The organism is Proteus sp. TSJ240517 (assembly GCF_047921575.1).
Classification (GTDB): Bacteria; Pseudomonadota; Gammaproteobacteria; order Enterobacterales; family Enterobacteriaceae; genus Proteus.
This window is the reverse complement of sequence record NZ_JBLRMH010000005.1, coordinates 241,876-261,602: the sequence shown is the minus strand read 5'-3', so window position 1 is coordinate 261,602 and position 19,727 is coordinate 241,876. Positions and strand designations below refer to the sequence as shown.

Sequence of the window (19,727 nt, the reverse complement as noted above, 5' to 3'; positions counted from 1 at the left end):
AGCAATTGCTGGGCTAATATCATATGATTTTAGAAAATCGGTTCTAAAATTATTTTTGCTGTTCTGCTTCAGTTTCGGCCTCTGCTTCCTCAGCTCCTTCTTCATCTGTTCTTCTTCCCTTACCTACATAAAAGCGCGATACCATGACACCGATTTCAAACAGTAAGTACATAGGTATTGCGAGTAAGGTTTGAGAGAAAACATCTGGTGGTGTCAAGATCATACCAACGACAAAGGCACCTACAAGAATATAAGGGCGTTTTTTCTTTAATGCTTCAGGTGTCGTTACACCACTCCAGCACAGTAAAATAATCGCAATCGGTACTTCAAAAGCTGCACCAAACGCCATAAATAACGTCATTACGAAACTTAGATATTTACTGATATCTGGAATAAAGTTAACCCCTTCAGGGGTTGTATTAACAAAGAAGCCAAACGCGAGAGGGAACACAACAAAATAAGCAAACGCCATACCGAGATAGAATAATACCGTACTTGAAACAAGTAATGGCAGCATTAAGCGGCGTTCGTGTTTATACAATGCTGGTGCGATAAAAGCCCATACCTGATAAAGAATAATAGGTACAGAAGCAAAAATGGATACCATGATTGTCAATTTAATCGGAGTCAAAAAGGTAGAGGCAACATCCGTCGCACTCATATTTGACCCTTTTGGCAACTTATCGAGTAATGGAGCCGAGACTAATTGATAGATATCGTTAGAAAAATAAACCAGCGCTAAAAAAACCACTAGAACTGAGACTAAGCTATACATCAAACGCTTACGAAGTTCTATTAAATGGCTGATCAGCGGTTGGGTATCATTTACTGCCATGTTTTAATGCTCACCATTGACCTGATCAGTTGTTTTTTTCTCTATTGTTACTGGTTGAGTAACAGGAACTTCTGTCTTTGTAACACTTTCTGCCACAGGTTTATGGCGATTAGCATCATCATTAACTTCATCAGCTTCAGCAAGTGCAGCTAAATCAGAAGGTGAAGGTTCCGTAGAGTCGGTTTTTACAGACTGCTCTTTCGTGGAGTCTGGCGTTGTAGGTGCATGATAAGTTTGTTTTAAAGACTGTGCAGCCTCTTTTAACTCATCCATAGACGCTTTCAGCTCTGGCGATAACGTTTGCAAATTCGCTTTCTCTTCAACTTTTTTCAAGCTCTCTTGGAGTTCTTGAAGTTTTAGTTCTTGAGTCAGTTCATTTTGCACATTCGCAGCCAAAGAGCGTAGCGCCCTTACCCAGCCAGCAATTGTTTTTACTGCTACGGGCAAACGTTCTGGCCCCAGAAAAACAAGACCAATCACCATGACCAATAGCAGCTGACTAAAACCAATGTCAAACACGGTTTACACCTGCTCTTTGTTTTTGCTCTCAGTTGTAGACTTCTCTTCTGTTGAAGTCTTCTGCGCTAAATTTTTAGTATCAAAATCTGCGTCATTATTTGTTTTTTCAGCGTTGCTGGTGTCTTTATCTGCAGTTTCGTCACCAATCGCTTTTTTAAAGCCTTTTACTGATGCGCCTAAATCTGAGCCTAATGTGCGCAGTTTATTTGTACCAAATAATAAGACAACGATGACAGCGATGATGAGTAATTGCCAAATGCTAATACCGCCCATTTTATGTTCCTCAACTATTTTCGGGGTTATACTTAATAACAGTGCCCATTATATACAACGAATTCAATTTTCGGGAATCTCGAATTCATCTTTTAACTTGCTCAAAGACAAACTTTGATGTGTTTTTATTGTGCATTACCAGATCTAAACCAACCCAAAATCCATGCAAGAAGACCTAAACTGATAAAAACACTGAATAATGTTTTAAAACCAGAAACAAAAAACAGGCTACCGCATAAAAACAGTGTTGTACCTATACCCAATAAAAATAAAGACTGTCTCTGTTTGACTCTTTGAGAACCTATTTGTTCCGTCAATTTGTCTAGCGTTAACTTCATATTTTTATGTTGTTTCAGACTATCATAAACCAGCTCTGGTATCTCTGGCATTTTTTCAATCCAATAAGGTGCCTTACTCTTGATACCGTTCATTAATGCCGTGATACCAATTTGACTATGCAACCAATCTTCTAAGAAAGGTTTTGCCGTTTTCCATAAATCCAATTGTGGATATAATTGGCGTCCAAGCCCTTCAACATAAAGCAATGTTTTTTGAAGTAAAACTAATTGCGGTTGTACTTCCATATTGAAACGACGTGCTGTATTGAAAAGATTAAGTAACACATGTCCAAATGAGATTTCAGAAAGTGGTTTTTCAAAAATCGGTTCACACACAGTGCGGATCGCAAATTCAAAATCCTCCACATTGGTATCTGCTGGCACCCAGCCCGAATCAACATGTAATTCTGCAACTTTTCGATAATCACGGTTAAAGAAAGCTAAGAAGTTTTCAGCTAAATAGCGTTTATCTTCTTTATTTAATGAGCCAACAATACCGCAATCAATACCGATATAATATGGGTTCTCAGGGTGATCATAGCTAATGAACACATTACCAGGATGCATATCAGCATGGAAAAAACTGTCTCTAAACACCTGAGTGAAAAAGACTTTTACACCACGCTCTGCAAGAAGCTTCATATTTGTCTTTTGTGCATTCAACGCTTCAATATCAGAAACGGGAATACCATAAATACGCTCCATTACCATCACGTTTTCATGGCAATAATCTGAATACACTTCAGGAATATACAACATTGAGCTATTTTCAAAATTACGACGTAGCTGAATAGCATTCGCAGCTTCACGCAGTAAATTTAGCTCATCAAGTAATGTTTTCTCGTATTCGCGGATCACCTCTTTTGGCCGTAAACGACGACCATCAGGTAAAAACGGTAATAGATTTGCCAAGCGATACATCAAACGGATATCCGCTTTGATCACGGGTTGAATATCGGGACGAATAACTTTTAGTACCACTTCTTTGCCGTTTTCTTTTAATTTTGCAGTGTGAACCTGCGCAATAGAAGCGGAAGCGAGTGGAGTTTCATCAAAATCATCAAACCATTGGTCGATAGGGCAACCAAATGAGTTTTCAATATATTGTCGTGCTTTCTTACCATCAAAAGGAGCAACTTTGTCTTGCAATAAAGCAAGCTGGTCAGCGATTTGAGGAGGGAAAAGATCACGTCGAGTTGATAACATTTGGCCTAATTTAATCCAAACAGGGCCTAATGTTTGCAATGCGAGTCGTAAGCGTTCACCTAATGGTTTTTCTGGATGTTTATTTTTGATCCAAAATAGTGCTCGGCATCCTAATCTTACAGGTAAAGTAATTCGGTGTTTAGGAATTAACTCATCAAGCCCATAAGATAAAAATACCTGAATAATATGATAGAGGCGCTTTAACTCACTAAGGAGCATTATTTTTTCTCCAATGTGCCTAACCGTTTTTCCAGTTCGGCGGTTTGCTGTGCAAGTTCTTCTATTTCATCATAAAAATGGACTGTTTCTAATGCACTAGGTGCGGTTTTCCACTCTTCAATTAACGCGTCACGTAAATAATCTTTTTGGTGACTTAAGAGTGAAGAAAATAACTGAACGCCCTTTCCTGCAACAACAGTCAGACTTTGCGCCGCAATATCACCAATATAAGGAGCTAAATATTGCGCGGGATCCCACTGCGCCATATCTAATAATGCAGACCAATTTTGAACAACCTGCATATCACCATCAATAGTAATATCACCACGATTGATCAGTTCTGACATTTTTTGACGATCACGAAGCTTAATCAGTGTTAATAGTTTTGTTTTTATCAAACAATCTGTTTCATCATTCCACTGACTTAATACATCAACTTGTTGTTCGCTAAAGACTAAGTAGATGGAACGAGGAAACTCATTGATAGAAAGCGCCAACACTTTGCCCGCAAGACGATTGCGGGCAGGTTTAAGCACATTTTCCTGATATAAAACGTGATTAAGCGCTGTCTCCATGGATGCGGTTAGCAGCGGATACAGTACTTGAGAAGCAATATCATGAGAAAAAGTGGCTTTTTCCATCTCAGAATTTAAATCCTTTGTGTAATGCAACTATACCTCCGGTCATATTGGTATAGGTAACTTGATCAAATCCTGCTTCTTCCATCATACCTTTTAGTGTTTCTTGGTCTGGATGCATGCGAATGGACTCCGTTAAATAACGGTAACTTTCAGCATCATTCACAATCACTTGACCAATTTTAGGTAGGATATGGAAAGAGTAAGCGTCATAAATCTTACTTAAAGGATCAAGAACAGGTTTAGAGAATTCCAACACCAGCAGACGTCCACCTGGCTTTAATACACGGAACATTGAGCGTAAAGCTTTTGCTTTATCGGTCACATTACGTAAACCAAAGGAGATTGTAATGCAATCAAAATGGTTATCAGGGAAAGGTAACTCTTCAGCATTTGCTTGCACATAGTTAACATTGCCGACAATACCGTGGTCGCGTAGCTTTTCACGACCCATTTTCAACATTGAGTCATTGATATCAGCTAAAACAACTTCCCCATTTTCGCCCACGAGACGAGAAAATTTAGCTGTTAAATCACCAGTACCACCCGCAAGATCAAGAACACGTTGGTTACGTCTTACACCACTCGCTTCAATGGTATAGCGTTTCCAGATACGGTGAACACCAAAAGACATCAAGTCATTCATTAAATCATACTTAGACGCGACAGAGTGAAAAACCCTTGCAACCATGGTTTGTTTATCATCTTTGTCAACGGTTTGGAAACCAAAATCTGTTGTTTCCTTAGTTTGTTGAGTCATATTATTTGCCCGCTAATTAATCAAAATTTAGTAAATTCAGTACTGGCCGTTTTCAGAAGTCTTTATCTCTTTATTTTATTAAATCAATCAGATGCTGATTTTTCAATGAGATCATTATCAATCGTTTTTTTTATCTCAACCCCTAAGGATTTAAAGCCTTCCGCTTGACTGATAAGATTTCCACGACCTTCAGAGAGTTTTTTCATCGCTAATAGATAGCCAGATTGCGCTTTTTGAATACTATTTCCTAGCCCTTGCATATCATCAACGAAAAGTCTTAATTTGTCATACATTTTAGCCGCTCTGTCTGCAATTTCTTGCGCATTTTGGCTTTGATATTCATAACGCCACAATGCGGCTATTGTACGCAAAGCAACAAGTAAAGTAGATGGCCCAACTAACATAATATTGTTTTTCAATGCTTCTTCTAGCAAGTCTGGAGAATGACCAATTGCAACAAGATAAGCGGGCTCAATAGGTATAAACATTAAAACATAGTCTAAAGACGTTATACCCGGTAGTTTATGATAATCTTTTACACTCAATCCTTTAATATGCGCTCTAATTGAGTTTACATGCGCACAAAGCGCCTGCTTACGTTGATTATCATCTTCACTATTAAAATACTTTTCATACGCCACCAGCGACATTTTAGCGTCGATAATAACATCTCGGCCATGAGGTAAATGTACAATGACATCAGGTTGATAACGCCCACCATTTTCATGACGAATACTCACCTGTGTTTCAAACTCATGACCTTCGCGTAACCCTGACGATTCTAATATACGTGCTAATACCGTTTCACCCCAGTTACCTTGAACTTTATTATCCCCTTTGAGGGCATTGGTTAGGTTAACGGCTTCTTGTGCCATTTTTACATTTAATTGTTGAAGCTGGCGAATTTCATGAACCAAAGTATGTCGCTCTCTGGCTTCTTGCCCAAAACCATCTTGAACTTGTCGTCGAAAGCTTTCGAGTTGCTCACGAAATGGTGACAGTAAATGGGTTAATCCTTGGCGATTTAACTCTTCGGCTTTACGCCCACTCTGTTCAAAAATACGATTAGCTAAGTTCTCAAACTGTGTTGCAAGCCGTTGCTCACTATTAATTAATAATCGCTGTTTTTCTTCTGCGGATATTCGGCTTTCTTCCCAACGAGTTGTCACTTCTCTTAATTCAGCTTCTTGAGAAGTAATAATTTCTCTCTGAGCACGTAATTCTTGCTCTAGCTGTTCTATATTTTGTTGTAAAGAGGGGATAATCACCGCTTTTTCTTGGGCGATAGCAAGCTGTGTATGATTTTCACGTAGCATGGCTTCTTTATCGGATAAACGTTGTTGGATAGACCACCAAACCAGCGCGCCGCCAACAAGCACTCCACCTAATAAACCAATGATCCCGTATAACAACTGAATATCCACTAAAGTGACCTTTTTACTTTCCAGCGGGCTACGTTAAAACGCATAGGTAATATTGTCTAGCAACAATTTACATCATGACTTGATTTGCGATAAAGGACGCAGTTATCCCATCCATTTCGCAAGCCATTGCAAACCAAAAGCACCGGGCGCCAAAATACCAAATGCCCAAATCATCGCTGATATTAAATTAGCAATTTGAAAATAACGTTGTGGCATTGCGCAAATACCCGCAACTAATGGGACAATTGCACGAAAAGGTCCAAAAAATCGTCCAATAAACACCCCCCAAATTCCCCAACGATTAAAGAATTGATGACCTCTAACTAATGTTTGTGGTGAACGTGAAATGGGCCACAAGTTTCTCACCCCATCTTTATAGTGAAATCCTACCCAGTAGGATACCCAATCACCAAAGAAAGCGCCTAATGCAGCAGCAAGCCAAATCGGCCAGAAAAACAGACCACTCTCACCAATTAAAGCACCTAATCCCAATAAAATAACTGTGGCAGGAATAAGCAAAGAGATAAATGCAAGTGACTCACCAAAAGCAAGAAAAAACACGATCGGAATAGCCCAGACTTCGTGCTCTTTTACAAAGAGAGTGATGGTATGAATAATGTCTTGTACTGTCAAAATAGAGACCTTAAATTCGGTTAACCTAAGTGAAATAATAAATTGATTAACCGAATATAAATCACTTTATTATTCGAGAAAATAATTTTGTAAGGAATCTCGGCTAGACGCATCTAGACCGATATCTTTCTCTAGCCAAGTATCCACATTACCGTAATGCTGATTAATACTCGCCAATGCTGTTTGCAGAAACTCTTCTTGTACTGAATAAACATAGGCAAATTTATCAACAATGTTATCACTCATTGTTTTAGCATGTTCTTCTAAAAGATAAGCGCGATAAGGCGCTAATGTTTCATTGGTAAGTAGGTAATCTTCCATCACTACATCTAAAGATGCACCCAGCGCAAATAACACTAAAGCAGAGCCAACACCTGTTCTGTCTTTACCCACAGCACAATGTTGCACAACCCCCCCTTTCTCAGGTTGCTTTAATAATGTTGCCAATTGTTTATATGCAGGGTTATTAATAGGAAGTAATTTATATAACTGAAACATAAAAGCTTTGGCATCAAATTGCTCAAGTATTTCAGGAGTCAGCTTTTCAAGGTTTGCAGAAACTTCTTTGGATAGCGGGTTTGCAGGAGCATGGTAATATTGCGCACCTTCCCAGATACGGTCTGGTTTATCAACAATTTCACCACTATCGCGATAATCAATGATTTGAAAAAGATTTTTATCAATAAGAAGGGATTGATCCGTATCCGTCAGCCTATCCAGTGATCCAGCTCGAAATAACATACCTGGCTTGATAATACCACCGTTGCTTAATTTTTTACCTCCTAAATCACGGAAGTTAATTCCACCGGTTAAAGGCAACACTGAAGGGTGTGTCTGCAAAATATCAGTCATATTTATTTTCTCATTGTTGTATTGTAAATAATTCTCAATTACATTATCAAAAATGCAGTTCTATTGACATAGTATATTAAGCTAATGAATTATTGCATAAAAAAAGCCCTTAACACTTACGTATTAAGGGCTTCTATCAGCGATTCGAAATATTATTTCATTAAATTACGAGCCGCTTCAATCACGATACCGAGTGCATTATTCTCAGTTTTCTTCAGTAATTCCGCATCTGGAATTTCTTGTTGAGTACGGTTTACGATAACACCCGCAACCATACCTGCACGTAAACCTTGGCTTGCACACATTGTCAATAATGTTGCAGATTCCATTTCATAGTTCATTACGCCCATTTCTTGCCACTCTTTCATAGAGCCTTTGAAACGGCGAACAACACGACCTGTATAGGTGTCGTAACGTTCTTGTCCTGGATAGAATGTATCTGAAGATGCAGTAATACCGACGTGTACAGTGGAGCCATTGTCTTTAGCGGCTTTGTACAGTGCGTTCATACATTCAAAATCAGAAACAGCTGGGAATTCCATTGGTGCGAAATGTAAGCTTGCGCCATCTAAACGAACCGCAGCCGTAGTTACAAGAATATCACCTACATTGATATGTTCTTGAATTGCACCAGTTGTACCAATACGCAAGAAAGTACGGATACCTAGCTGTGCTAATTCTTCAACAGCGATAGAAGTAGATGGGCCACCGATACCTGTTGAACAAACAATGACAGCTTTGCCATCAATTTCGCCACGCCATGACGTGTATTCACGTAAAGAAGCCAGATGAACTGGGTTATCCATTAATTTTGCAATTTTTTCAACACGCTTAGGATCACCTGGAACAATTGCTAAAGTGGCACCCTGTAGGTCATTTTTGGTTAAACCTAAGTGAAATACATCAGACATATCGGACTCCTCAATGGGACAAAACCAATGATCATTAAATTAAAAGTTACTGTATCAGTTTTTCAGTCCTTTTTAGTGATAAACATCACCTACAGGACATCAAACAAAGTAACAATTTCATAAAATTGTGATTATCATCACAAAAAGTGACATTTGAAATACATTATCAATATTCGCCAGCATCAATCATTAACTAAAGTAAACATTTATCTCATCAGTATAGATGCGATAAATACATTATCGAATATAAATACCTCAATATATACACTCTAAATAATTCGAGGTGTAGCTAGGCGACAAGTGAATGAGTCGCTAGGAGCATACATCAGTATGTGACTAGTGCGAATGAACGCAGTCAACAACGCTACACCTTGAAGTATGACGAGTGGCTAGGCGACAAGTGAAGGAGTCGCTAGAAGCATACATCAGTATGTGACTAGTGCGAATGAACGCAGTCAACAACGCTACACCTTGAAGTATGACGAGTGGCTAGGCGACAAGTGTAGGAGTCGCTAGAAGCATACATCAGTATGTGACTAGTGCGAATGAACGCAGTCAACAACGCTACACCTTGAAGTATGACGAGTGGCTAGGCGACAAGTGAAGGAGTCGCTAGAAGCATACATCAGTATGTGACTAGTGCGAATAAACGAAGTCAACAACGCTGTAGCTTGAAGTATGACGAGTAACTTGAAGTATAACGAGCATAGCGCGTACACTACCCGCCCTTAAAACAAACATCTAATGTGACAAACACATCGTCACTGGAGTGAACATGAGCTTATTTAACCAAATTGCGAGCCTACTAGGCGGCGAAAAAATCAATCAATACAAAACCGTCCTTGAGTGGGTTGGATCTCAAGGTGGCATTGAAGGCTTAGTAAAGCAATTTGATACCGCGGGTTTAAGTGAGCTTATTCAATCATGGATAAGTACCAACGCCAATTTACCGATCAGTGCAGAGCAAATCGTCGCTGTTTTTTCATCTCCAGTGATTAATGATCTTGCGGCGAAAATTAATTTAAATGCGACAGAAGCTTCTGAAATGGCCGCGCAATATTTACCTAAATTAATTGATAAAGTCACACCTGATGGCGTTGTACCTAAAGACTTAGATTTAGTCAGTGCGGGAATGGATATTTTAAAAGCGAAGATTTTCGGTGGATAAATAAACAAACTGTTTTAATGCGTTTTCCCTTACATCCCATCCCATAAGAGAAAACGCATCACGTTCTTAATAATCAAATTTGATTACAGCAAACCTTCTTCAATCAACGCTTCATGAAAACGTTGTTTTTCTTCAGGTGTTGCCTGAATACGTTCTAAAGGTACATCCAAAGCATAAGGGATATTTTGTTGTGGTGAATAAACGGCTAATACGTAGGTATTTCCATTTTGCTCAATAACAATAGGCGGTGTTTTCTTATTCCCTGAATAAGCAATACGAATATCTTTACCCTCTAAATTAAGATGATAAGTTGCAATAAATTGCTTATTACTCACAACCATTTTTGCGGGAATGGCTATTAACTTTAAAGGTTGAGTGCCTACTGATAATAATGCTTTTTTTACTTTACTGATCAGTATTTGACGATAAATAAAAAAGATCACACTAAAACCAAACAAGCCGATAAAAATAATCGTACTCATTAAGCGAAGCCAAATATTATCTATCGCCACATCAACGGTCATTTTACTGAGATCATTTGCATCAGCGACGGGTTCAACTAACACATCTTTAGGGCCTAAACCTAAAAAAGTAAAATTACGCGAAACTTCATTGCCTTTATAACGTAAATCAACACTACAGTTAGTCAGAACAAAGAGTTGAGAGCGACAAGAGCCATTCACCGTAGCATCAACAGGTACTGCATTCTCACTGATTTTATAATCATAAAGAATATTGGGAATTTGATAAGCACTAAATACAGTCATTGCTAACATGAAAATAACTAAGAATAAGGTGCGAAATAATCCACCATCTCCTCTTAGTGGAACTAATTTCAAAGGTCGAGTTGGAAAAGCATCTAATACCTTATCCGAAAGTTTAATGCTAGTTTGCACAATAATTATATCCATAAAATTAAAGAGTTTTCGCAGTATAGCAACGATCAAGAATATCAATAATAAGATTTGCTCTGGGTTTTAATGAATGCCTTTTTTTAATTTTATATAAAGTTAGCCTGCTATTTTGACTATGCGACTTATCTAAAGTGACAGTTCAAAAATAACAGGCTAATAAACAATTAATTCTTTTATTACGCGTTCTGACGCAAATATTTAGCCGCCTCAACCATATTCGCTAATGCAGCGCGTGTTTCAGGCCAGCCTCGTGTTTTTAATCCACAATCTGGATTTACCCATAAACGTTCTGCTGGAATTCGCGATTGCGCTTTTCTTAATAATCCAACGATCCATTCCACATTTGGCACATTAGGTGAGTGAATGTCATAAACACCTGGTCCAATTTCATTTGGATAATCAAAGTGCTCAAAGGCTTCTAGTAATTCCATATCTGAACGTGATGTTTCGATTGTAATCACATCCGCATCCAGCGCTGCGATTGAATCCATGATGTCATTAAATTCGCAATAACACATATGGGTATGGATTTGTGTCTCATCATCAGCAATGGCGGCACTTAATTTAAAGGCATCGACTGCCCAATCAAGGTAAGCCTGCCACTCATTACGGCGCAATGGTAATCCTTCACGTAATGCAGGCTCATCGATTTGAATAATACCAATACCTGCTTTTTGTAAATCATCCACTTCATCACGCAGTGCTAACGCGATCTGTTTTGCAATCGTTTCACGCGTCACATCTTCACGAGGGAAAGACCAACATAAAATTGTCACAGGGCCTGTTAACATGCCTTTGACTGGCTTTTCAGTTAACGACTGTGCGTAAGTTGCCCAATCCACGGTAATAGGGGCTGGGCGACTAATATCACCGATAATCACAGGTGGTTTTACACAACGTGAACCATAGCTTTGTACCCAACCATTTTGCGTAAACACATAACCATCAAAATGCTCACCAAAATACTCCACCATGTCGTTACGTTCTGCTTCGCCATGAACTAATACATCAAGACCAAGGTTTTCTTGTTCGGATATTGCTTGCTTTATATGTTCGCTGATATTTGTGCGATAAGCTGCCGTATCGATACGCCCTTTCTTAAAATCTAAACGAACAGTACGAATTTCTGTTGTTTGTGGGAATGAGCCAATTGTGGTGGTTGGCCATAATGGCAAATTAAACCGAGTACGTTGTACTTCTGCGCGTTGGGTATAAGGTGAATTTCTTTCACTATCTTGCGCTTCAATTGCCTGTAAACGAGCTTCAACTGTTGCATTATGTACACGAGTCGAGTGTTGACGTTGACGAATTGGCGCACTGTACTGTGTCAGTTGTTCATCATATTCACCTTCTGGTGCATTCAATGCTTTAGCTAACAAAGCGACTTCTTCACATTTCTGAACAGCAAAAGCAAACCAGCTTTTTACTTCATCATCAAGTTTCGTCTCTGCATTTAAATCAATTGGGCTATGCAGTAATGAACATGAAGTTCCAATCCACAAAGGGCGTTTCCCTTTTAGCGCAATCACTTGCTGATAACGTGCACTTAAATCTGCTTTCCACACATTTCGACCATTAATCACACCTAATGACAGAACCCAATCTTTGGGTAATGCTTGGTGTAAGTGCTGCAAATCATCTTGCCCTGCTGAAATATCAACATGAAGCCCATTAACAGGTAAGTTTTTAATAATATCAAGATGATGAGAAATACCATCAAAATAGGTTGTCAGCAGTAATTTAACTTGTCCCGTTAATGCTTGATAAGCTGTTTGATAGGCATTTTGCCATTCAACAGGTAAATCCAGTACCAATGCAGGCTCATCAATTTGCACCCACTCAATACCTTTCTCTTTTAATGCAGAAATCACTTGTTGATAGATAGGTAAAATATCTTTTAGAAGCGTTAATCTATCAAATTCAGGGCCTTTTACTTTACCTAGCCACAAGTAAGTCACCGGACCAAGTAAAACAGGTTTTATTTTATGACCTAATGCTAATGCTTCATCGACTTCGTCTAATAGCTCTTTCCATGCAAAAGTAAATGATTGACCTTGCTGAAATTCAGGTACGATATAGTGGTAGTTGGTATTAAACCATTTCGTCATTTCAGATGCAGCCGCAGGTTTACCTGTTGGCGCTCTACCACGAGCGACCCTGAATAGAGTATCAAGATCGAGTGAGCCGTCTTCATTACGGTGACGAGGCGGTACATTACCTAACAGTAGGCTTGTCCCTAACACTTGGTCATACCAAGCAAAATCACCAACAGGTAATAATTCAACACCCGCATCTGCTTGTTGTTGCCAATGGCGAGCACGAAGCTCTTTACCCACTGCAACTAATTCTTCCTGTGAAATCTTACCTGCCCAATAATTTTCTTGTGCCTTTTTTAGCTCTCTATCTAAGCCAATACGAGGGAAGCCGAGTGTGTGATTGCGAATTGTCATAATTAAAATCCTATTTTTAGCCGTCTAGATGTTTACACATCCATAATCTACAGGTAGTGTATAAATCACAAGCGCAAATTTTTCATCAATAACTTGAAGGTTTCTCATGATAGAAATAAAACATTTAAAAACGATATTAGCCTTAAAGCACACAGGCTCTCTTGCTAACGCAGCAAATCAATTGCATCAAACGCAATCTGCTCTTTCACATCAATTTAGTGAATTAGAACATCGCCTTGGTTATCGAATTTTTGTGCGTAAAAGCCAGCCACTGCGCTTTACTTCACAAGGAGAAGTGCTCGTTAAATTAGCAGAAGAAGTATTGCCTATCGTTCGTAGAGCTATTGAAGCGTGTAATGAGCCAGGTAGTGTGAATTTAAATATAGCGATTGAATGCCATAGTTGTATTCAATGGTTAACCCCTGCATTACAACAATATCGCCAAACATGGCCTGAAGTGACTGTTGATTTTCATTCGGGTGTGACTTTTGATCCACAACCTGCGTTATTACAACGTGAATTAGATGTAGTACTGACATCAGATATCTTAGATGACTCTCGTTTACACTACACGCCGTTGTTTGACTATGAAGTCAAATTAGTTTTATCACCAGATCACCCTCTTGCTAATCGCTTGCATATTCAGCCACAAGACTTGATTGCAGAAACCTTATTTATTTATCCCGTTCAACGAGAGCGTTTTGATGTATGGCGTCATTTTCTACAACCCGCGGGTATTACGCCACATTTCAAACATGTCGATAATACATTACTGCTAATTCAAATGGTTGCAGCTGGCATGGGAATTGCGGCATTACCACACTGGGCGGTTGAGAATTTCGAAAAACAGGGATTAGTGGTGACAAAAACATTAGGTGAGGGATTATGGAGCCGGTTATATGCTGCCAACCGTAGTGGAGAGCAACATCAACCAGCGATCCGTGAGTTTATTCGCTTATCAGGCCAGCACGCTGTTAACAATCTTCCTTTTGTAAAACAGGTCGGCGTATCCAGCGTTGATGGATCCAAAGTGATGCAACAATCAGGCTCGCGCCTATGATGAAACTTGGCCAATTCGGATGTTGTTGCCAAATAGAGAAATTCACTAATAACCCTGCTGGAACCATCATGTTATTCATAATCGCTAAGGTTCCAGCATCAACTTGTGTGGCACCATAATTCCACATGAAATACCCTATTCCAGAAGCGCCAATTCCTAACCAGAGTAAAACACCCCACTGTAGTGATGTTGTTGGCATTTTCTGCCAATCGGCAAAACACAATGCGCCAACAAGTGCCACCGCAACAGCACCAAGATAAAACCAAGAAAAAGCATGATGTTGTGGAAGTGGATGAACTTCCATTAAGCGTTTATAACCAACCTGACCAATCGCAAAGAAAATATTCGCCAGTTGTACTAATAACAGGCCATACCAAAAATCATCACTTAAATGGTCATAGCGAATAATCGCCGCACCTAATACCGCTAATAATGAGCTAAAGGCATAACCCCAACGTAATCTTTGACGTTCTAATAAATCATAAATTAACGTGACATAAAGCGGTGTTAATACGGTAAAAAGTAAAAATTCTGCGACGGTTAAATAGTTATAAGCGTGGAAGACAAACAGATACATAATCCCTAGTTGGCAAGCCCCCACAAGCATATAAAGCAAAATCACCTTAAAGCGGATCCCCTTCCAACGTAAGAAAGGTAAGAAGACCAAAGCGGCTAAAGAAACGCGGATCAGAACAGAGAGCCAGCTATCAACCTGACCGGCGAGATACTCACCGATCAGACTAAAAGAAGCAGCCCATAATAGTGTTGTAATAACCAATAACCACATAATTAACTGTCTTTCTCTACTAACAGTGCTTCCATTAAATCCAATTCATGTAGCAATAATTGGAGTGTTTCATTACTGATTTTTCGCGTTGCTCTTAGATGATAAAGCTCACCACGTTCAGCACGTAATGCCGTTAAACGAAAACGCCTTTCGAGATCTTCTTCTAACGCGTTATGAACCATTTCATCTTGTTCCGCAGTACGGCGTCTTAAATAACCCGTTACACGAGAAGCAACTTCATTAATTTCTTCTGCATCCAACTGCTCTTCAGTACTTGCAGCTAAGCGCTCTTCCATTTTATTCAGACTAACAATTGCCACTTCTGCCATCACTTTACGTGCGTAGCGAACTTCGTTTTTATCTGCTTCTTTGTCAGTTGCCTTCACGCCTTTTAATAGGAAAGGAAGTGAAATAATGCCCACTAAAATCGACAGTAAAATAACACCAGCAGCAATAAAGATTATTTGATAACGCCCAGGGAAAGTGCTGCCATCGGTTAAAAAGAGTGGAATAGAAAGCGCACCCGCCAATGTAATTGCACCACGAACACCTGCAAATGACGATAACCACAACTCACGCGTTGTGTAATTAGCGAAATCAAGTGGATGCTTTTTCATAAAGATCCGACTCATTTTCTTCATTAGCCATAACCACGTAAATCGCAGGATCAGCAGTGCAAAGTAGATAACAAAAACTGCTGCAAACAGCATCCAGACTTCAACTTCTGGGTCAAGATCGGCTTGAATAACAGAGCTTGTCCAGATAATAGGAAGCTGTAAGCCAAGCATGATAAAGACAAGACCGTTAAAGACAAATTCAAGCATTGACCACACGCTATCAGCACGTAAACGCATCGCAAGAGGTGCATTTCTGATAACGCCTGATTTACTGATAGTCATACCGGCAGCAACAGCCGCTAAAATGCCTGAAAAACCAATATGTTCCGCAATAAGATAAGAGGCAAAAGGTAGCAGCAACATAAAGACGATTTGTGTAGCAGGATCGTCGCCGCTCCAACGACTCATTAATCGCAGAGATTTACTGTAAACTAAGGTGACACCGATACCTGCCAGTAATCCGCCAACGGCGACTTTAAAGAATTCAAGGGTTGCACCACCAACAGTAAACACCATCGTTCCCATTGCCACAGCAACCGCAAATTTCAAGGCAACCAGACCTGAAGCATCGTTCATTAATGCTTCACCCTCTAAGATGCCCATAATTCGTTTTGGTATTCGCCCTTTACCAACAATAGAAGAGAGTGCGACCGCATCCGTTGGCGAAAGTACTGCCGCCAATGCAAATGCCGAAATCAGGGGAATACTTGGCATCATCCAATAAATCAGATAACCGATACCAACAACGGTCACCATGACTAAAACAAGCACAAGAATAAAAATCTCACGCCCATTCTGGATAAATTCTCGTGTCGGTGTTTTCCAACCATCAACAAAAAGTAAAGGCGGGATCAATAGAACGAGGAATAATTCAGGATCAAAAGTGACATGTAAACCAAACTGAGGCCATGCCAATAAAGCCCCTATCACAATCTGTATTAATGGTAACGGAACACGAAAGGGAATTAATTTTGTGATAACTCCCGAAACTGAAACCACCAGTATTAAAATCAAAATAGTAAAGAAAATTTCCATGTTACCCTTACATGCCTATTTTTATCCTGAAAACCTGACATCTTTCCCTTATAAAAGGAAAACCTACCGAACAATAAAGAAACATATTATGTAAAATTCGCGCATCATACATTTCTTTATCTATGCATCACTGCTTATTTTAAACAGATCCCACTCAGACTCTGTGAGAATATTTAAAAATTAAGACTAATCGTATCTAACACCGCACATTGTACGCTATTTATTGCTCTCTATTTATTAACGGCATTAATTATAGAAAGCATACGTTTTTATTCCTCTTTTTCAGTCTAAACAATGTAATAGACCGTATAAAAACGTAAAACGTTAAGTAATTAAATAAAAAATAATAGATAAATGACAATAGCGATTAAATTTGAGAGCTAACTCGTAATGCTAATGATTATTCAATTGTTCTTAACATCGACATCATGACAACATCACAATATTTACCTTCTCTAAAAGCAGCTTTACGGCGTATACCTTCAACTTCAAAACCCAATTTCTTATACAAATGTAAGCCTCTTTCGTTGTCTGAATACACTTCTAATTCTAATCGAGTGGCTGCTAACCAATTGAAAGCATAATCAATTGCTGTATTGATAAGTAATTTACCAACGCCTTTTCCGGAATATTCAGCACCAACACCAAGACCAAAACTCACAATGTGGCGACGACGAGGATGATTATCGATTATCAGTGCTAAATGTCCCGCGACTTGGCCATCAATAGTTGCAACAAAATTAGGGATATTTTGTTCTGAAAATTCAAGTAATCTTTTTTTCCACATCGTGACTGAAGGATAAGGAAATTGGCAAGTGCAAATATATAAATCAGGATGTGTATATAGTTGTTGAATTGCTGATGCGTCGTCAGGTTCACCATGGCGTATTTTTATTTCTTGCATATCTTCTACCAACTATTTAATTACTAGATTTAATTTCGACAATAGCGAATAAAAGTAGAGAAATAAATAGCAAAAAGGCGGAATAAAAATATATTCCGCCTTTTGTCTTTAAAACCGATTATTTAAATTAAATTGCCCACTCACCCGCATAAAATGCCACTAGAGCAATAGTAATTAATACTGTGCCAATATTGAGTTTACGCCATTCACCTGCAAATATACGGCCAATCACCAAACAGCCGAAACCTAACATAATACCTGTGACGATATTACAGGTTAAAACAATAAATACAGCACACACCATACCTGACATTGCATCAACAAAATCACTGAAATCTAACTTAGTGACGTTACCTAGCATCAATAAACCCACATACATTAACGCAGGTGCCGTTGCATAAGCAGGAACTAAATAAGAAAGAGGCGATAAGAAAAGGATCAGTAAAAATAAAATACCGACAACTGTTGCGGTTAATCCTGTTTTACCACCAGCCGCTGTTCCTGCGGCTGATTCAACATAAACCGCAGCCGGTGCAGCACCAATAACACCCGCAAAAATACTACTGACAGAGTCAGAAGTCAGCGCTTTTCCGCCATTAATAATTTGCCCGCGTTTATCTAATAAGTTTGCTTGACCTGCAACAGCGCGAATAGTCCCAGTGGCATCAAAAATGGCAGTCATCACTAACGCAAGAACACTCGGTAATACTAAAGGCTGTAAGGCACCTTTAATATCCATTGCAAACAATAAAGAAAGTCCATCTTCACCTAATTGAGGCATTTTAAAGATGCCTTGATATTTTACATTAGGATCAAAAATAAGGCCGATAATCGAAATAGCCACAATCACTAATAGAACGCCACCCGGCACTTTACGTTTTTCTAATCCGAAAATAGCGGCCAATCCAGCAAGTGACATCAGAACAGAAAATGATGTAAATTTACCCATTGCGACAGGCAAACCATCAAATGGGTTTTTAACCACTAATCCAACACTGTTTGCTGCGATTAAAAGCAGAAAAAGCCCAATCCCTATTCCTGCACCATGTGCGATACCAATTGGAATATTTTTTAAGATCCAAGTGCGAATGCCAGTTAATGAGAAAACGGTGAATAAACACCCCATTAAAAACACGGCACCTAATGCAACGGGCACAGAGATGTTTTGTCCCAAGACCAAGCTAAAAGCGGTAAATGCTGTTAATGAAATAGCACAACCAATTGCCATAGGAAGATTTGCCCACAATCCCATTAGAAGGGAGCCTAATCCCGCGACTAAACAGGTTGCAATAAAAACCGCTGTATGTGGAAAACCGGCTTGTCCTAACATACTAGGAACAACAATAACGGAATACACCATAGCCAGAAATGTCGTCAAACCAGCGATCATTTCTTTGCGAACAGTTGTGCCGCGTGCTGTAAGTTTAAAATAGCTATCCAGTTTACCTGTGCTTGCTGATTGATTAGCAGACATTACTTTCCTCTGACATAAAAACGGTTCACTCTCCAAAAAAAAGAAAACGATTACGTATCAATTAGAATAACCTCTTGTCGATGAAAAATCTTAAGAGGGAGTCAAAAGCAAACGTTTGGTTTTTCGTGTGGATTGAGTGAGAGAATTTGACGCAAACGATTATCTGGTGCTTTTAGGGTAAGAATCAAGCGAAAAAATACATTTTTAATAAAAATGTCATAAAAAGATAATTTAAGTTAGAAAAAAGAAAAAGAGGAAAGCAGCTACCGACTTTCCTCATCATTCTACTTTTGTACAATCATCTAATATCATGCTTATCTCACAGTAGAAAAACAGATTAATCAATTGTTTTTATTGAATTTATATTACACGATATGATAACTAGGTATATCTATCTATTATTAGTAACTTTAATAAGTTGCTTAGATAAATAATACCTCCCGTTCCCAATGTGTGGCGATTAATGATTTGCAGTATTCACTATTTTTATCTGAAGATAGTGTCATCTTCTACTTCTAACGTTAGATGAGTAAGCGCAGTTTTAGCAAATAGTTTTCCGTTTTGCATAAGCATTTCTAGATTATTCTTAATAAATTTTAAAATAGTTACAATTACAAAAGATAATCATAATCATTTATAAAAAACAATAAGATAAATTTTTAATATTTAGAAATCGAGAAAAGAAAGGCTTCCTCTATCGCATTACTTTG

The 19,727-nt window shown here is 38.8% G+C and carries 18 protein-coding genes; 2 read left to right on the top strand and 16 right to left on the bottom strand.

Annotated elements, in window-relative coordinates:
- Window positions 1-49 precede the first annotated feature (49 nt).
- The 10 genes from tatC to udp all read right to left on the bottom strand — a co-directional run bounded on the left by tatC (window position 50) and on the right by udp (window position 8,608).
- Window positions 50-835 carry a Sec-independent protein translocase subunit TatC gene (gene tatC, locus ACNARN_RS11060; RefSeq protein ID WP_198620176.1) on the bottom strand — a complete coding sequence of 262 codons (786 nt, stop codon included), beginning with the start codon at window positions 833-835 and terminating at the stop codon, window positions 50-52.
- A 3-nt stretch (window positions 836-838) separates the two neighbouring features.
- Window positions 839-1,354, bottom strand: a complete 516-nt coding sequence (tatB, locus tag ACNARN_RS11055) for a Sec-independent protein translocase protein TatB (protein ID WP_109372599.1) — start codon at window positions 1,352-1,354, stop codon at window positions 839-841.
- A gap of 3 nt (window positions 1,355-1,357) precedes the next feature.
- Complete coding sequence (gene tatA / locus ACNARN_RS11050; protein WP_151434098.1) at window positions 1,358-1,627, bottom strand: Sec-independent protein translocase subunit TatA; 270 nt, start codon at window positions 1,625-1,627, stop codon at window positions 1,358-1,360.
- 125 nt (window positions 1,628-1,752) lie between these two features.
- A complete protein-coding gene (gene ubiB / locus ACNARN_RS11045) occupies window positions 1,753-3,390 on the bottom strand; it encodes a ubiquinone biosynthesis regulatory protein kinase UbiB (RefSeq protein WP_196533472.1) in 1,638 nt (545 codons plus the stop codon).
- Window positions 3,390-4,031: a ubiquinone biosynthesis accessory factor UbiJ gene (locus ACNARN_RS11040; protein WP_416304455.1), complete on the bottom strand. Its 642-nt coding sequence runs from the start codon at window positions 4,029-4,031 to the stop codon at window positions 3,390-3,392. Before ACNARN_RS11040 ends, ubiB begins: the two co-directional genes overlap by 1 nt.
- Window position 4,032: 1 nt before the next feature.
- Window positions 4,033-4,788: a bifunctional demethylmenaquinone methyltransferase/2-methoxy-6-polyprenyl-1,4-benzoquinol methylase UbiE gene (gene ubiE / locus ACNARN_RS11035; RefSeq protein WP_075672293.1), complete on the bottom strand. Its 756-nt coding sequence runs from the start codon at window positions 4,786-4,788 to the stop codon at window positions 4,033-4,035.
- 83 nt (window positions 4,789-4,871) lie between these two features.
- Window positions 4,872-6,212 carry a DNA recombination protein RmuC gene (gene rmuC, locus ACNARN_RS11030; protein WP_109372603.1) on the bottom strand — a complete coding sequence of 447 codons (1,341 nt, stop codon included), beginning with the start codon at window positions 6,210-6,212 and terminating at the stop codon, window positions 4,872-4,874.
- 102 nt (window positions 6,213-6,314) lie between these two features.
- Entirely contained in the window at window positions 6,315-6,845 is a 531-nt protein-coding gene (locus ACNARN_RS11025) for a DedA family protein (protein WP_198620177.1), read from the bottom strand.
- Window positions 6,846-6,914: 69 nt separating this feature from the next.
- On the bottom strand, window positions 6,915-7,697 hold the full coding sequence (locus ACNARN_RS11020) for a tyrosine-protein phosphatase (RefSeq protein ID WP_198620178.1): 783 nt from the start codon (window positions 7,695-7,697) through the stop codon (window positions 6,915-6,917).
- A 152-nt stretch (window positions 7,698-7,849) separates the two neighbouring features.
- The gene (gene udp, locus ACNARN_RS11015; protein ID WP_196571057.1) at window positions 7,850-8,608 is read right to left on the bottom strand and encodes a uridine phosphorylase; all 759 of its coding nucleotides are present in this window, start codon (window positions 8,606-8,608) and stop codon (window positions 7,850-7,852) included.
- 775 nt (window positions 8,609-9,383) lie between these two features.
- Here udp and ACNARN_RS11010 point away from each other — a divergent pair.
- The gene (locus ACNARN_RS11010; protein WP_198626327.1) at window positions 9,384-9,776 is read left to right on the top strand and encodes a YidB family protein; all 393 of its coding nucleotides are present in this window, start codon (window positions 9,384-9,386) and stop codon (window positions 9,774-9,776) included.
- Window positions 9,777-9,859: 83 nt separating this feature from the next.
- Here ACNARN_RS11010 and ACNARN_RS11005 read toward each other — a convergent pair whose 3' ends face one another.
- Both ACNARN_RS11005 and metE read right to left on the bottom strand, forming a co-directional pair.
- The gene (locus tag ACNARN_RS11005; protein ID WP_368927592.1) at window positions 9,860-10,687 is read right to left on the bottom strand and encodes a hypothetical protein; all 828 of its coding nucleotides are present in this window, start codon (window positions 10,685-10,687) and stop codon (window positions 9,860-9,862) included.
- Between the two features lie 179 nt (window positions 10,688-10,866).
- On the bottom strand, window positions 10,867-13,140 hold the full coding sequence (gene metE / locus ACNARN_RS11000) for a 5-methyltetrahydropteroyltriglutamate--homocysteine S-methyltransferase (RefSeq protein WP_198620181.1): 2,274 nt from the start codon (window positions 13,138-13,140) through the stop codon (window positions 10,867-10,869).
- 106 nt (window positions 13,141-13,246) lie between these two features.
- Here metE and metR point away from each other — a divergent pair, with 106 nt between their 5' ends.
- Window positions 13,247-14,200: an HTH-type transcriptional regulator MetR gene (gene metR, locus ACNARN_RS10995; RefSeq protein WP_196533479.1), complete on the top strand. Its 954-nt coding sequence runs from the start codon at window positions 13,247-13,249 to the stop codon at window positions 14,198-14,200.
- On the opposite strand, the gene ACNARN_RS10990 is transcribed toward metR, so the two are convergent.
- From ACNARN_RS10990 to ACNARN_RS10975, 4 genes are all read right to left on the bottom strand, one after another.
- A complete protein-coding gene (locus tag ACNARN_RS10990; RefSeq protein ID WP_198630051.1) occupies window positions 14,115-14,987 on the bottom strand; it encodes a carboxylate/amino acid/amine transporter in 873 nt (290 codons plus the stop codon). The genes metR and ACNARN_RS10990 overlap by 86 nt on opposite strands.
- Window positions 14,988-14,989: 2 nt before the next feature.
- Window positions 14,990-16,639 (bottom strand): Na+/H+ antiporter, encoded by a 1,650-nt coding sequence (locus tag ACNARN_RS10985; protein ID WP_198620183.1) that lies wholly within the window; start codon window positions 16,637-16,639, stop codon window positions 14,990-14,992.
- Window positions 16,640-17,039: 400 nt separating this feature from the next.
- Window positions 17,040-17,543, bottom strand: a complete 504-nt coding sequence (locus ACNARN_RS10980; protein ID WP_198620184.1) for a GNAT family N-acetyltransferase — start codon at window positions 17,541-17,543, stop codon at window positions 17,040-17,042.
- A 127-nt stretch (window positions 17,544-17,670) separates the two neighbouring features.
- Window positions 17,671-19,017, bottom strand: a complete 1,347-nt coding sequence (locus ACNARN_RS10975; protein WP_099075192.1) for an NCS2 family permease — start codon at window positions 19,015-19,017, stop codon at window positions 17,671-17,673.
- Window positions 19,018-19,727 lie beyond the last annotated feature (710 nt).

Coding starts and splice junctions, on each gene's coding strand:
- tatC (WP_198620176.1), bottom strand. CDS start 835: ATGGCAGTAAATGATACCCAACCGCTGATCAGCCATTTAATAGAACTT.
- tatA (WP_151434098.1), bottom strand. CDS start 1,627: ATGGGCGGTATTAGCATTTGGCAATTACTCATCATCGCTGTCATCGTT.
- ubiB (WP_196533472.1), bottom strand. CDS start 3,390: ATGCTCCTTAGTGAGTTAAAGCGCCTCTATCATATTATTCAGGTATTT.
- ACNARN_RS11040 (WP_416304455.1), bottom strand. CDS start 4,031: ATGGAAAAAGCCACTTTTTCTCATGATATTGCTTCTCAAGTACTGTAT.
- ubiE (WP_075672293.1), bottom strand. CDS start 4,788: ATGACTCAACAAACTAAGGAAACAACAGATTTTGGTTTCCAAACCGTT.
- ACNARN_RS11020 (WP_198620178.1), bottom strand. CDS start 7,697: ATGACTGATATTTTGCAGACACACCCTTCAGTGTTGCCTTTAACCGGT.
- udp (WP_196571057.1), bottom strand. CDS start 8,608: ATGTCTGATGTATTTCACTTAGGTTTAACCAAAAATGACCTACAGGGT.
- ACNARN_RS11010 (WP_198626327.1), top strand. CDS start 9,384: ATGAGCTTATTTAACCAAATTGCGAGCCTACTAGGCGGCGAAAAAATC.
- ACNARN_RS11005 (WP_368927592.1), bottom strand. CDS start 10,687: ATGGATATAATTATTGTGCAAACTAGCATTAAACTTTCGGATAAGGTA.
- metE (WP_198620181.1), bottom strand. CDS start 13,140: ATGACAATTCGCAATCACACACTCGGCTTCCCTCGTATTGGCTTAGAT.
- metR (WP_196533479.1), top strand. CDS start 13,247: ATGATAGAAATAAAACATTTAAAAACGATATTAGCCTTAAAGCACACA.
- ACNARN_RS10990 (WP_198630051.1), bottom strand. CDS start 14,987: ATGTGGTTATTGGTTATTACAACACTATTATGGGCTGCTTCTTTTAGT.
- ACNARN_RS10985 (WP_198620183.1), bottom strand. CDS start 16,639: ATGGAAATTTTCTTTACTATTTTGATTTTAATACTGGTGGTTTCAGTT.
- ACNARN_RS10980 (WP_198620184.1), bottom strand. CDS start 17,543: ATGCAAGAAATAAAAATACGCCATGGTGAACCTGACGACGCATCAGCA.
- ACNARN_RS10975 (WP_099075192.1), bottom strand. CDS start 19,017: ATGTCTGCTAATCAATCAGCAAGCACAGGTAAACTGGATAGCTATTTT.